This window comes from Neomoorella carbonis (assembly GCF_045278715.1).
GTDB classification, from domain to species: Bacteria; Bacillota; DSM-521; order Neomoorellales; family Neomoorellaceae; genus Neomoorella; species Neomoorella carbonis.
On the sequence record NZ_CP136420.1, the window covers coordinates 2,573,831 to 2,588,261 of the forward strand.

Annotated in this window: 11 protein-coding genes; all 11 read right to left on the reverse strand. The window is 57.8% G+C overall.

Annotated elements, in window-relative coordinates:
• Positions 1–50 precede the first annotated feature (50 nt).
• The 11 genes from ldhH to MCACP_RS13125 all read right to left on the reverse strand — a co-directional run bounded on the left by ldhH (position 51) and on the right by MCACP_RS13125 (position 14,425).
• On the reverse strand, positions 51–2,219 hold the full coding sequence (gene ldhH, locus MCACP_RS13075) for an L-lactate dehydrogenase (quinone) large subunit LdhH (protein WP_406677180.1): 2,169 nt from the start codon (positions 2,217–2,219) through the stop codon (positions 51–53).
• Positions 2,209–2,772: a LutC/YkgG family protein gene (locus MCACP_RS13080; protein WP_406677181.1), complete on the reverse strand. Its 564-nt coding sequence runs from the start codon at positions 2,770–2,772 to the stop codon at positions 2,209–2,211. Before MCACP_RS13080 ends, ldhH begins: the two co-directional genes overlap by 11 nt.
• A gap of 28 nt (positions 2,773–2,800) precedes the next feature.
• Complete coding sequence (locus MCACP_RS13085; RefSeq protein ID WP_406677182.1) at positions 2,801–4,156, reverse strand: (Fe-S)-binding protein; 1,356 nt, start codon at positions 4,154–4,156, stop codon at positions 2,801–2,803.
• 217 nt (positions 4,157–4,373) lie between these two features.
• A complete protein-coding gene (locus MCACP_RS13090; protein ID WP_406677183.1) occupies positions 4,374–6,149 on the reverse strand; it encodes an L-lactate permease in 1,776 nt (591 codons plus the stop codon).
• Positions 6,150–6,554: 405 nt separating this feature from the next.
• A complete protein-coding gene (locus MCACP_RS13095; RefSeq protein ID WP_406677184.1) occupies positions 6,555–7,838 on the reverse strand; it encodes an adenylosuccinate synthase in 1,284 nt (427 codons plus the stop codon).
• 95 nt (positions 7,839–7,933) lie between these two features.
• Entirely contained in the window at positions 7,934–9,322 is a 1,389-nt protein-coding gene (locus tag MCACP_RS13100) for an NAD(P)/FAD-dependent oxidoreductase (RefSeq protein ID WP_406677185.1), read from the reverse strand.
• 109 nt (positions 9,323–9,431) lie between these two features.
• Positions 9,432–10,358, reverse strand: a complete 927-nt coding sequence (locus MCACP_RS13105) for a DMT family transporter (RefSeq protein ID WP_406677186.1) — start codon at positions 10,356–10,358, stop codon at positions 9,432–9,434.
• A gap of 154 nt (positions 10,359–10,512) precedes the next feature.
• Positions 10,513–11,781, reverse strand: coding sequence for an SLC13 family permease (locus MCACP_RS13110; protein ID WP_406677187.1), 1,269 nt, complete (start codon positions 11,779–11,781; stop codon positions 10,513–10,515).
• A gap of 160 nt (positions 11,782–11,941) precedes the next feature.
• A complete protein-coding gene (locus MCACP_RS13115) occupies positions 11,942–13,129 on the reverse strand; it encodes an aconitase family protein (protein ID WP_406677188.1) in 1,188 nt (395 codons plus the stop codon).
• Positions 13,130–13,151: 22 nt separating this feature from the next.
• Positions 13,152–13,556, reverse strand: coding sequence for a 2-oxoacid:acceptor oxidoreductase family protein (locus tag MCACP_RS13120; RefSeq protein ID WP_406677189.1), 405 nt, complete (start codon positions 13,554–13,556; stop codon positions 13,152–13,154).
• Positions 13,553–14,425, reverse strand: a complete 873-nt coding sequence (locus MCACP_RS13125; RefSeq protein ID WP_406677190.1) for a thiamine pyrophosphate-dependent enzyme — start codon at positions 14,423–14,425, stop codon at positions 13,553–13,555. Before MCACP_RS13125 ends, MCACP_RS13120 begins: the two co-directional genes overlap by 4 nt.
• Between the last annotated feature and the right edge of the window lie 6 nt (positions 14,426–14,431).

The window sequence follows — 14,431 nt, forward strand, 5'->3', positions numbered from 1 at the left end:
GCATTAAGTCCGCACAAGTTCCCTCCAGGTGCAGTTTTTATCCCCATGTTTCAGTCTTGAGCGGCTGCAAGTATCTCGGCCGTATGCTTAACCTGTACAGTACCTCCCATCTGGTCCAGACCGCCGCGGAGCTGGAGGACGCAGCCCGGGCAGTCCACCGCCACCAATTCCGCCCCGCTCGCCGCAATATTTTTTAGCTTGCGCTCCAGGATAGGCCTGCTGATTTCCGGGTACTTGATGCTGTAGGAGCCGCCAAAGCCGCAGCAGCGGTCGCTTTCCTGCATCTCAACCAGTTCTAACCCCGGCCGGCCTTTTAACACCTCCCGCGCCACCCGGTCCAGGCCCAGGTGCCGCTTGAAGTGGCAGGAATCGTGGTAGGTAACTTTAAGGGCCTGCCCGCTTTCTTTAAGCGGCTGGCCGGAAGATCCCTGGCGATCCCGTGTCAGTTCATGGACGAGTTCGGTAAAGTCCTTGACCTTTGCCGCTACAATCCGCGCCCGCGCTTCCCAAGCCGGGTCTCCGGCCAGGAGCTCGGGAAAGTCCTTCTTCAGAGCCACGGCGCAGGTGGGGCAGGCGGTAACGATAACCCCGGCACCGGTGCCTTCCAGGGCGGCAATATTCTGTTTAGCCAGTTTAACCGCCGTCTCCCGGTCGCCGGCGTATGCTGCCGGCGCGCCGCAGCAGGCCTGTTCCTGGGGGAAGACTACCTGCACCCCTTCCCGCCCCAGCACCTTGTAAACGGCCTCACCGATTTCCGGGTAGACAAAGTCAATGACGCAACCGCTGTAAAAGGCAACCCGCAGGCGAGGCCGGCTCAAGGGCCGTTCCAGGTCCTTCACCCGGTCCCGCAGGGGCACCCGGGCAATGGCCGGGAGGCTGCGCCCTTCCGTGAGACTGCTGAAGAAGAGGGGCAGGTGCCGGATGAGGGGCCGGCCATGGGTCACCGGGCCCTGGAGACGGGCAGCGGCCCGCAGCAGGGTGTGCATAAGCTTAGGCCTGGCCACCACCCCGTGGAGGGCGATGCGGTAGCCGCTGGAGAGGCCCTGTTTCGTGACGACCCGCTCCCGCAGCTTCAAGACCAGGTCGGGGATGTTGATCTTCGCCGGGCAGACCTCGGCGCAACGTCGGCAGCCGATACAAAGGCTCTGGGGCTCGGCAGCGTCTTCCAGGGAGTTAAAGAAAGCCGTCAGAATGCTGCCAATGCCGCCGTTGTAAATATAGCCGTAGACCTGGCCGCTGACCAGCTGAAAGACGGGGCAGACGTTGGTGCAGGAAGCACAACGGATGCACTGCAGGGCTTCCTTGAAGACCGGATCGGCGGCCATCCGGGTACGGCCGTTGTCCAGGAGAACGACGTGCAGCTCTTTAATCCCCTCGCCATCATCCCGCCAGGCCGGGACCGGGCCGGTAATCATGGTCACATAGCTGGTAATGGGCTGGGCCGTGCCGCTGCGGGGCAGGGCCTCAAGGATGGGAACGATATCTTTGAGCTCCGGCACCAGCTTCTCGTAGCCGACAATGGCCACGTGGACCGGCGGTACAGTCGTAGCCAGACGGGCGTTGCCCTCATTGGTGCAGATGACAATGGTCCCCGTTTCAGCCACAGCAATGTTGGCGCCGCTGATGCCCATGCCGGCGGTAAGAAATTTCTTCCTCAGCTCCCGGCGGGCGAGGCGGACCAGGTTTTTAATATCCGGTTCCACCGGTTGACCAAGGTAACGGCTGAAAACCCGGGCCACCTCTTCCTTGGGCAGGTGAATGGCCGGCATGACCATGTGGGAAGGCCTTTCTCCCGGCATGAGCTGCAGGATCCACTCGGCCAGGTCGGTCTCATGGGGGGTAATGCCGCGCTCCTGGAGGAACTCGTTCAGGTGGATCTCTTCCGATGCAAAAGACTTGGACTTGACGATATCGGTTACGCCATGTTCTTTAGCCACCCGGTAGATATACTCCCTGGCGGCCGCCGCGTCGTGAGCGCGGAATACCTTGCCGCCACGGGCCTCCACCGCCCGGGTGAACCGGTCGGCCAGTTCCTCGTAACGTCCGGCGGCATCGGCCTTGATAGCGGCAATCCTTTCTCGCAGAGCTGCAAAATCCCGGCCGGCATAGACCTGTTCCCGGGAAACGATGTAAGAGTCGGCAAAGCGCCCCAGCGCTCCGCGCAGGCTGGCATTGTTCAAGGCCTGACGAATACGCTCCTTGAATTCTTTACCGGCCATGGCGGCCACCTCCGTTATTTTCCACCAGAATAATCAGCAGCCTTTCCGGGCCGTGAACACCAATGGTCAGGCTGCGTTCAATGTCGGCCGTACGGCTGGGACCCGTGACCAGGGTGAAATACCCCGGCCAGTTCCCCCGCTCCAGGTAGGCGTCGATTACCTCGGTTAAATTGCTCCGGACTCGCTCCGCCCGCAGCAGGGCCACGCAGGTCAGGGGCAACATTGTTGCCAGGCGTGTTTTCAGGTCGGTGGCGTCCATGGCCAGGGTTCCCGTCTCGGCAATGCCATAATCAAACTCAACAATACCAGTATCGGCCTGGCGGGCAAAATCGGCGCCGTCCTTCTCGATGTGGAAACCGGCTACCGCCAGGGCCGTCTCCAGCCCTGCTTCCCTGGACATAGGGGATTCTACCAGGGCTACTCGTTGCCCAAAGGGCCGTAAAACCTCGACCAGTTTCGGCCCGATCCCCCACGCGCCGTCCACTGGTATAACCTGCGCCCCCATAGCCTCAGCCTGGCGGATAAAGAAAGCAATTAAATCGCTTTGGCTCAAGAATAACCCCCCTGTGATTAGATATTCTTTATCCTGCCTCACGCCTCACACTTCCCTCTTCGCCCCTGGCATAGGCCTGCTCCAGGAGCTGAACGACGTGGAAGACCCGCGGTGAAAGCCCGGCCTGGACCAGGCCGTCTTCCAGCTGCATGCGGCAGGCCGGGCAGCCGGTAACCACCGTATCCGCTCCGGTGGCCTTGATGGCCGCCACCTTGTGGGCCTGGACCTGCATGGATATGTTGTAGTTGGTCAGGCTGAAGGAACCGGCGCTGCCGCAGCAGCGGCCGGCATCTTTCATTTCCTGGAACTCCAGGCCGGGAATGGAGCGCAAAACCTGCCGCGGTTCATTGTAAATGCCCTGGCCGCGTGCCAGGTGACAGGGATCATGGTAGGTCACCTTGAGGGGCAGGCCGGCGGCAGGCCGGCGGTAATCAATCTCCAGCAGCAGTTCACTGATATCCCGAGCCCTGGCGGCCATGTCCCGGGCCGCCGCTCCCTGGAAGCTGTTCGCAAGGAGTTGCGGGTAAAAATGCTTCCAGGCCTCGCCGCAGGTGGCGCAGGCCACCACCAGGTAGTCAAAGTTATAACGCTGGAAAATCTGCAGGTTGGAAGCGGCCATTTCCCTGGCCGCCGTGACGTCGCCGTGGGCCAGGACCGGGATACCGCAGCAGTGCTGGTCCCGGGGAATTATGACCTCGATATCATTGACCAGCAGGACGTTAACCACCGCCCGGCCGATGTCGGTATAGATATAATTTTCCAGGCAACCGGTGAAAAAGGCCGCCCGGGCCCGGGGTTTTACCGGACGGATTACCTCGGGGAACTCTTCTTTCAGAGTCCTTTTGGCCAGGGGCGGCAATACCCGCCGCAGTTCCAGCCCGATGGGAAAGCGGGGGTGACAGCGCTGGATTTCCGGCCGGTAACGCAGGGCCAGGGACTGGAAACGGCGGCCTGTTTTCAGGGCCGTATCAACGAGCCGGGGGCGCTTCAACCCCTGGAAGATTATTTTTTTTACCCAGGGCAGGCCCTTTTCCCGCACCATGGCCGCCCGGGCGGCCAGGACTACCGTATCGACCCGGACACCATTGGGGCAGTTGGCAACGCAGGCCATGCAGGTAAGGCAAAAAAGCAGCTTTTCCGCCAGGATGTTGGTGGCCGGGATCTCGCCCTTCAGGTAGGCATAGGCCAGCTGGATCTTACCCCGGGCTACCGCCGCTTCCTCCAGGGTCTCTTTATATAGAGGGCAGACCGCCTGGCAGTTGCCGCATTTCATGCATCTGGCCATTTCCTCTTCTACCAGGGCCAAATCATCGAAAAGAGTCACGGCAGTTCGCTCCTTTGCCGTCAAGGGGTCTACCAGCTCCCCCGGGATTAGCTCGTTCACAGAAACCGCAACCTGCTTACGCCGCCGGATAGCCGCTTCAATGATCAGACAATTTTGTCCGGCCTGACCACCTGATGGTTACATTATAACATTTTTTTACGGCAATTCAATAAGTATTTTGCCGCTATTTCAGAAAGGCTTCAAAGTCGTGTCTTACCGGATTGCAACGCTCATTAAAAAAGCCCCGCTCAACGGGGCTTTTGCCATTTCCTGCAGTCTACTTACCCGGGGTATAAACTTCCCGCCGGCGGGCATGGCGGCTACTTGAAGCAACGATAACCGCCAGGATGACAATAGCACCCAGAGTACCGGCAAGAATCCACAGCCCTTCAGACAGGCTGACCACGGCGGTGTTAGCTGCCGGCTGAGCCAGGTCGCCGTGGGCCGGGATCATCCATGTAAAGAAATAAGCCTGAAGGGTTGTTATGACGCTGATAAAAACCGTCATCAAGATGCTGGGTACGATAGCGAAACGGAAGAGGACACCCTCCTGGCCCACCTGACCGGTAGCCGCCGTAGCAACAGCGATGCTCTGAGGGGAGATCATTTTTCCAGTGACACCGCCGGAGGAGTTGGCTGCTACCGTCAGCACCGGATCGACGCCGATATTTTGAGCGGTAATATGCTGCAATTTACCGAAAAGGGCATTGGCGGACGTATCGCTGCCTGTAATAAAGACACCCAGCCAACCCAGAAAGGGTGCTACAAAGGGAAAGGCTTTGCCAGTAACTGTCAGGGCCTGTCCCAGGGTGGTGCTCATCCCGGAATAGTTTGCTGTATAAGCAAATCCCAGAACTAAAAATATTGTAAAGACAGCATAGCGCAAATCATGCAAGGTCTCGCCGAAGAGGCGCAGCCAGTCGCTAAAGCGCATATCTAGAATCAGCATTGATATGAAAGCAGCAATCAGGATCCCTGTGCCCGGGGCCGCAAGCCAGTTAAAGGTGAAGATAGCGTTCATGGGTTCGGAAGTACCGGCCTTGATAATGGCCTGATGCAGGCCAGGTATGGCGAATTTAATAGTAACCAGGTCCAGTACAGCCTTTACCGGACCGATACCCCAGTCAGCCACCATCAACGTGAGGATGATAAAAGGCGTCCACGCTTTCAGAATAGTTCCGGGCGCATGGTGGGGTCGGGGCCCCCTTGAGCCGGATTCGTTGGGGAAACGCCAGATATGTTCAGGTTTCCAGACGCGCAGAAACAATATCAGACAGACTAGAGAAAAGAGAGAGGAGATAATATCAGGCAGCATGGGACTTAAATAGTTGGAGGAAAACCACTGACTGACGGCAAAAGAACCGCCGCTTACAAGACAAGCCGGCCACGTCTCTTTGACACCTTTCCAGCCCGACATGATTGCCACCAGCCAGAAAGGCAACAGGACAGAAAGGAAAGGCAACTGGCGGCCGATCATTTTGCTCAGGAGCATGGAATCAATCCCTGCCACCTGGCCGAGGGTGAGCACAGGAACCCCAATAGCACCGAAGGCCACCGGCGCCGTGTTGGCCAGCAGGCAAATACTGGCGGCATACACGGGGTTGAAGCCCAGGCCTGCCAGCATAGCCGCGGTAATGGCCACCGGAGCGCCAAAACCTGCCGAACCTTCAAGGAAAGCACCAAAGGAAAAAGCAATCAACAATGCCTGCAGGCGCCGATCTTCAGTAATACCGGCAATAGAATCCTTGATAATTTCAAACTGCCCCGTTTTTACAGTTATCTGGTACAAAAAGACGGCGGCAACTACAATCCAGCCAATGGGAAACAGACCGTACAGTCCGCCGTTGACAAAGGAAAGAATAGCCAGACCAACCGGCATGCGGTAGCCGAAAACAGCGACAGCAATAGCCGCCACCACTGTTAGAAGGCCGGCAATATGGCCTTTCATTTTCCGAACGGCCAGGGCATAAAAAAGGAATATAATGGGAATAGCAGCCAGCAGGGCTGAAACCGCAAGATTATTGGCCGGATCATAGACTTGGGTCCAGGGCATTTTCCCAGCGCCTCCCTACCATCATTAAATTCCGAATTTACTGTTACGACGTTCAGGTGATCAGACCGGATACCTGCTAAGTGCCCTCCTGTAGCAAACAGAACGCTTGCGTTCACATCCCCTCCTTTCCCTGTTAAACTCCCGGGCCAGAGAAAAGCTCGCGCCCTCTGTCCTGCTCCATCGCGGCGCTGTCCTCTTCTCCGGCAGGCCTGTCAGTTAATTTTTATGATAGACCATTTTTATGGCAATTTCAATACCTGATATATTTAATGCTTGTCATCCTTTTCACAAACCTCGACTGCTCTTGATTAAAAAATATTAAAAACGCCGGCAGCTGGCCATCAGTGCCGGCGTTTTTGCTTAAAAAAAACTGGCCTGACAGGCCAGCGATAAACACAGGCAAGGCTAAAAAACTTCTTCCACCACAATAGTCTCGTCCCGGCGGGGGCCGACGGCAATGAGATGAACGGGGACGCCGGCTAGTTCTTCAATCCGCCGGATATATGCTCGGCAGGCGGCCGGTAGATCTGCCAGGGTCCTGGCCTTAGTGATATCTTCCTGCCAGCCGGGGAGTTCTTCATACACGGGTTCACACTGCTCCAGGACCTTCAGGCTGGCCGGGAAATCCCGGATTATCTCACCGCCGTAGCGGTAACCGGTACAAATACGTAAAGGATCAATTCCCGTCAGGACGTCCAGCTTGGTCAGGGCTAGGCCGGTCAGGCCGTTGACCTCGGCGGCATGGCGCAGGATGACCGTATCCAGCCAGCCGCAGCGGCGCGGCCGCCCGGTGGTGGTGCCATATTCCCTTCCCTGCTCCCTCAAAGTATCGCCCAGGCTTCCCGTTATTTCAGACGGGAAGGGCCCGGCTCCCACTCTGGTGGTATAAGCCTTGGCCACCCCCAGGACCTTGTTGATCTTCGTCGGGCCGACACCGGCACCGATGCAGGCCCCCCCGGCCGTGGGGTAGGAAGAAGTAACAAAGGGATAAGTGCCCTGATCCAGGTCCAGGAGGGTTCCCTGGGCACCTTCAAAGAGAACCCTGCGGCCGTCCTTCAAAGCTCCGTTAACCAGGCGAACGGTATCGGCTATGAGGGGCCGCAGGCGCCTGGCATAACCCGCATACTCGTCCAGGATGGCTTCCAGATCGTAACCCGGCCGGTCGTAAATTTTAGCCAGCACCTCGTTGACTGCCGCCAGGTTACGGGCGAGTTTCTCACGAAACTCCTGCCAGTCCAGGAGATCCCCTGCCCGGATGCCCGTCCGGGCCGTTTTATCTACATAGGCCGGACCAATGCCCCGTTTGGTAGTGCCGATCCGGGCTTCACCCCGCCGCTCTTCCTCGGCAGCATCCAGGCCCTTATGGTAAGGTAAAATGAGGTGGGCCCGGTCGCTGATCCTCAAACTTGAGGTATCTACACCCCGCTCCGCCAGGCCGTCCAGTTCCTGCACCAGGACGGCAGGATCGAGCACCACACCATTGCCAATAAGGCAGAGCTTGCCTGGATAGAGGATACCGGAAGGTACCAGGTGCAGTTTAAACTCCTGTTCCCCGACCATCACCGTATGGCCGGCGTTGCTCCCTCCCTGGTAACGAACCACCACTTCAGCCTTTTCTGCCAGGTAATCGGTAATTTTACCCTTGCCCTCGTCGCCCCACTGGGCTCCCACCAGGACTACCGCCGCCATGCAAGCACCGCCTTTCAAGTTATTGTTTGTTTATTCGTTTGTTTTATTTCATCCCGCCCGGTATTGGGGCCGGGCGCAAGCCAGGCCACCACCGGTTAAGCGCCGGCTATAATAGCCCGGGCGGCAATGACACCGGCCGCCGAAGCCTGGGCCAGGCCGCGGGTAACCCCGGCGCCATCGCCGGCAGCGTACAGGCCGTGGATATTTGTTTGCAGCTCCCGGTTTAGACTTAACCGGGACGAGTAAAATTTAACTTCCACGCCGTAGAGCAGGGTATGCCGGGAATAAACCCCCGGCGCGATCTTATCCATAGCCGCGAGCATCTCCACAATGGCCGTAAGGTGCCGGTAAGGGAAGACCAGGGACAGGTCCCCGGGCGTGGCCTCGGTCAGGGTCGGTGTTACCAGGCCCTTCTCCAGGCGGTCAGCTGTGGTCCGCCGCCCCGACAGAAGATCGCCAAGACGCTGGACCAGGACACCGCCGCCCAGGAGGTTGGCCAGCCGGGCCACATAACGGCCGTAGGCGATGGGTTCCTTGAAAGGCTCGGTAAAGGTCTTGCTCACCAGCAGCGCAAAGTTGGTATTGTTAGTCTTTTTGTCCGCATAGGAATGGCCGTTCACCGTCACCAGGCCCTCGTTATTTTCCAGCACTACTTCCCCGTAGGGATTCATGCAAAAGGTCCGCACCCGGTCGTCAAATTTCCGCGAGTAAAAGATAAATTTGGATTCGTAAATGACGCTGGTCAGGTGCTCCATGACGGCCGCCGGCACTTCCACCCGCACGCCGATGTCCACGGGATTGACGGCCAGCTTCAGGTTCAGCCCGGCGGCCACCCGGCGCAGCCAGTCGGCGCCTTCCCGGCCGGGGGCCAGGACCACATAACGGGCGCTGATTTCTTCACCCCGCCGGGTAACCACCCCGGTAACTCGGTTATCGTCCACCAGGATTTCCTCAACCGGCGTATCCGTGCGCACCTCTACGCCGTTCTCCTCCAGGTAATCCTTCATGGCCTGGAGGATCTCCTGGGTGCGTCCGGTGCCCAGGTGGCGGATGGGAGCCGGAATCAGCTTTAAATCAGCCAGGATGGCCTGGCGCTGAATATCTGCAATCCGCTCATCCTCGAGACTGCCGTAGACCTTATCCGGTGCCCCGAAATGGCGGTAAATACCATCGACATAATCGATTAAAGCCGTAACTTCCCGCTCCGGTATATATTCACTCAGCCAGCCGCCGACTTCCGGCGACAGGGTTAATTTGCCGTCACTGAAGGCCCCGGCTCCTCCCCAGCCGGATACTACCGAGCAAGGGGTGCAGTGCAGGCAGCTGGAACGCGTCTCCTTGGACGGGCACACCCGGCGCTTTAAGCCGTGTCCCTTCTCCAGGATAAGCACTTTGAGCCCGCTTTTCTGCCGCACCAGCTCCAGGGCAGTGAAAATCCCTGCCGGGCCGGCGCCAACGATGACCACATCATATTTTCCAGCCATCCGTCTCCCCTCCTCAACCTGTTTCTGGGCAAAAAAATAGCCCCCGCAACGGGATTAGCCAGAACAACATTATAATTTTACCAGACGGTTTGCAGGGCGTCAAGAAAAATTAGCGGCCCTCTTGTTTGCTTGCCGGCCGCATCCAGTCCCGCTTTCCCCCGGCCGGCTCCATAGCCCCCAGGTTCACGGTGATAATCCCCAGGGCCACCAGGGCCAGCCCCAGGAGCAGGTTCAGGGTCAATTTCTCACCCAGCAGCAGGGTGCTGAAGATAACGCCAAAAACCGGGACGAGGAAGAGGTAAACACTCGTCTGGCCGGCCGGGTACCGGGCCTGGATGGGTAAAAGGACGGCAAAACCCAGGGCCGAGGTAAAGAGCGAAAGATAAATTATTGTCCCTAAACCCGTAAGGGTCCAGGAAAAGTGCAGCCCGTGCTCGGTCAGGGCAGCTATAAACAGCAATACCAGGGATCCATATAACATCTGGTAAGTGGTAACCGCCAGCTTATCATGGTCTTTAAAGGCGGCCTTCAAGTATACTGTGGCCAGGCCCCAAACAAAGGCACCGCCGATTAGAACTACGATGCCCAAAAACTCGGCCCTTGCTAAATGCATCTGCCAGGGATTGACCGCCAGGACAAGTCCCAAAAAACCGATGATTAGTCCGGTCACCTGTTTCCATGTCATGTTTTCCTTTAACAATAAAAAGGCCAGAAGCGTGAAAAAGAAGGGGTAGCTGTATAAAACCACCGCAGTAATGCCACTTTTTACCATAGTGATGCCCAGATGAAGGGCTCCACCCATCATTCCCGTTTGCAAAAAGCCCAGGAGAAATAAGGGCCAAAAATCCCGCCCGGGATGCCACAGTTTGCCTTGCCGCTTGACTACCAGAGGTAAAAGGAACAAGGCACCGAGAAAAAAACGCCACGCACCGAAAGATAAAGGCGGCATATACCTGGCGCCAATCTTCATAGCCGGGTAAGATAGTCCCCAGATCAAGGTGACCAGGATCAACAAATAGATATCTTTGGCTCGCAAGGTAACCACTCCCGCAAATAAATGAACACTAACTAATTATAAACCTCTCATTACAGAGAAGCAATTGTTGCCGTTTTTCCATTAACTACAGCTAAAAAATAAAAAAGCCGCCCACTGCTGGCACGTGGGCGACCGGTATCCGGGACTGGGAGTATCAGGGCAGGCGCAGGACGGTAAAGGCGAGCCAGCTTACTACAGCACCCACTACCGACATGGACAGGCCCCAGATGAGCATATCCCGGAAAAGCTTTTGCTTGTTGGTCTTCTCGCCGGCATTGGCGTAGAAAATGGCTCCGGTGGTAGAGAGGGGACTCAGGTCGGTCAAGAAACCGCAAACAACAATTGTCGATAACAGGGGTATCAGGTCTGTTGCCGGCGCCCCTACCTTTTGCAGCAGCATGGGAGCCATGGGGATGAAGGCGGGTAGGATAACACCGATGGTGCTGGCATAGGCAGAAATCAGCGCCGCTAAAAATCCCGTTACCAGGGTGAGGGTCAGCGGCGTAGAGAACCTGGCAATAATGCTGGCAAACAGGTCCATGCCCCCTATCTTGCTCATGAGGTCAACAAGCACCGTAACGCCCGTCACGAAAAGGATGGTTCCCCACGGCATCTGCTTGATGGCTTTGCCCTCATCGGCAATCTTGAACAGGGCCAGGATGGTACCGATAAGGAAACCGCCCAGACCGACGTCCATCTTGAAGAAAAGGGCTCCTATAATGAATACCAGGATAGCGACGAGGGTGATCAGCTGGTTGCATGTAAAAGGTTCAATCTGCATATCGACCAGGCTTTGCCGCTGTCCCGCTTCTTTAACTTTCCACAGCTTCAAGCCGCCGTAAATTATATACGCGAGGATCGAGACGATAAAATGACCCAGGAACTGGTTCAGCCACAGGATGCCGCTTACCCCGGTCAGGCCCATCTTCTGGGTCAACCCTGCGGCGATAACACCTGCCGGGGCTATGGGAGACATGGCCCCGGCCTGCCCGCCGTTACCCACTACAATGGCCATGAGCAGGGGGCTGATGCCGGCTTCTTCCGCCAGCAGCATGGCCATGGGGGCCATTAAAGCAGCTATCGTTATCTGCCCGGGCCCCATGGAAGAAAGAGCAAAGGCCAGAAGGAAGAAAATTATAGGAAGAATAGCAGCATTGCCTTTTACGCTTTTTAGTGTATATTTAACAATTTTCTCCAGAGTACCGTTGACCTGGGCCAGGGAAAAAAGATAGGTGGTTCCGGCCAGCATGATTAAAATATTGGTAGGGTAGCTTTTCAGTATATCGGCTACTTTGAGGCCCCCGATATAATTGCCGACCAGCAGGGCCAAGCCCAGGGACATGGCGCCGATGTTCAGGGGCATGATGCAGCTGATTATAATGACGAATATCAGGGCCAGTAAAGAAACTACCGGTACGGACATCTTGTGCTTCCCTCCTCAGGTAATGAAAGACTGCGTTCCAGCTTATTGCCCTGGATTTTCGCCACTTCCTGTTCCCTCACCTTTCACCTCCTTGAATCAATCGCATGTATATTTCGAGAAGGTGATTTTCTATCCCCTCCTTTCCGGAAACTTGCAAAAGCTAGCGCCCCTTTCCCCATGGGACGATGGCTCCTGCAGCCGCCGCGGCCCCTATGGCCGGAGGTGATGCAAGGTAGATCTCGCCATGCTCGGACCCCATCCGGCCCGGTACATTGCGGACCGTAGCTGCCAGCGCCCGGTCTCCCGCCGCCAGGAGGCCCAGGTGATTGCCCGGGCAGGGTCCGCATCCCGGCGGGAGAATGATGGCCCCCTGGTCGCGCAGGACCCGGGTCAGGCCCTCCCTTTCCATTTGATGTAAAATATCCCGCGTTGCCGGTGTCACCAGCAGGGTCACCTCTCTATGAACCTTCCGACCATTAAGGCCCAGGACCAGTTCCCTTAAATCCTCCATCCTGCCGCTGGCACACCCGCCAACAACAGCCTGGGTAATGGGCAGGCCTTCCAGATCCTTCAGGGGCCGCACGTTAAAGGGAGAAGGAGGGCATGCCACGAGGGGCTCCAGGTTTTCCAGAGCCACCTCCAGGTCCGGTTTTACTCCCTGGTCTGCTTCTTGTGGCGGTATTATAAGTCCCGTCACCGCCCCTGTTTCGCCAATGAGGTTGCATAAAGCCATCCGGCCGGCAGTGCTGAGGGCCCATACCCCCGGGCCCTGGAAAACCAGACCCCGGCCCTTAACAGTTTCGGGGTCAAGGCGCCTTAAGACCTCAAAGGCCAGGTCCCGCGCCGCCACCCCCGGCGGCATTTTCCCTTTTACCTCCACACGATAAACATCAGGCACCGTAACCTGCAACTTCCCGGTGACCAGCAGCCTCACCAGTTCTTCAGGTTTAAGGGAAAAAGCAACGGCTCCAAAGGCCCCGGCGGTGGCCACGTGGCCGTCAGCCCCGGCAATGATCATCCCGGGCCGGGGGGTGAATCTTTCCGCCACCACCTGGTGGAGGACGCCTTCACCCCGGTCAAAGAGGTGGATGCCCTCCCGGCGGGCAAAGGCCTTCATTTCCTGGTGCAGTTGCCGGCTGGCTACCGTTGGCGCCGGCAGGGTGTGGTCCAGGGTAAAAACAACCCGCTCCGGGCAGGCCACCCTCTCGCCCCCGGGCCAGGCGGCCAGGATCTTGCCGGCGCTGCCGTCATGGCCCAGGATAAGGTCGACGTTGATGCTTATCACTTCCCCTGGCGCCACCCGTCCTTTACCGGCGGCAGCCGCCAGGGATTTATTAAGAAAGTTCATAGAGTCACCCGCTTCATAATCATTAGATAAATTCCTCCAGGGCCTTGAGAAGGGCCTCCTGTTTATCTCCCACCGGTTCTATCTGGACAAATTTAAACTTCTTTCCCTTTTCCCCCAGGGCCTCAGGGCCAATCCCCAGGGCGAACACCGTACCACCTTCCTTCAGCCCTTTGGTAACATCCGTTAGCGGCAGCAGGCTGTTGTCCAGAACCACCACGGCATCCGGGCGGCTGGCATTGGCCGAGCGTTCCCGGATAAAACTATCAGCAATACGCACCACCGCATACATAGGCGCCCCCGGCCGGTAGGCGCCAAAGTTTTCAAAGACCTGAGCATATTTGCCTGCCGCCAGGGCGGCCTGCGCTACTTTCCCGGCCAGGGCGGCCACCGGCTGGCCGTAACGGCCGTGGAAGCGGATTTCGATCATGACTGCACCTCCTGGAAGCGGCGGTCAACTTCGGCCTGGAGGGCCTCGATGGCCGCTTCATCCATGTTCTTAAAGCGCCCCTGGAGCCGCAGGTACTCCCTTACCGGTATGCGGCGTTCCGGGACGACCGTTAGCCGCCGCCGGCCGTCGATCTCTTCATAAAGCTGCCACAGGCCGCACTCTACTGCCAGGCGGGCGAGCTGCACCGTCTGGTCCTCCCGGATCCCCCAGCCTCTGAAACAGGGAGCCAGGATGTGGATATAGCGAAAGCCCTGAATGGCCCTGGCCTTCTGGAATTTCCGGATCAGGTCCAGGGGATAGGCGACTGAAGCCGTGGCCAGGTAGGCCGGGTAATGGGCGGCCATAATGGCCAGCATATCCTTCCGCGGCGTCGGCTTACCGGCGGGCGTGTCAGGCGTGACCGCCTTGTAAGGAGTAACGCTGCCGGCCTGGCCGCCGGTGTTCATATAAGTTTCATTATCGTAGCAAACGTGGATGATATTCTCCTGGCGTTCGGCCGCCCCGGTCAGCGACTGGAAGCCGATGTCGGCCGTTCCGGCATCACCGGCCCAGGAGACTACATTAACGTCTTTAATCCCCTGGATGTCCAGGGCCGCCCGGATACCGGAGGCGACGGCCGGGGCGCATTCAAAAAGGGAATGGTAAAAGGGTATCTTCCAGGCAGTACTTAAGCCCGAACCACCGATGGTGGCCATACAGGAAGCGGGAATGGTAATGATGGTCCGCGGGCCCAGGGCCTTCATGGCCTGGCGCACCGCCAGAGCCGCACCGCAGCCGCGGCAGCCGCCGTGACCGCCGGTGAAAAGCTCGGTTTCTGGTACATCAGCTAAACTATTAATTAGTTCCATGATCTA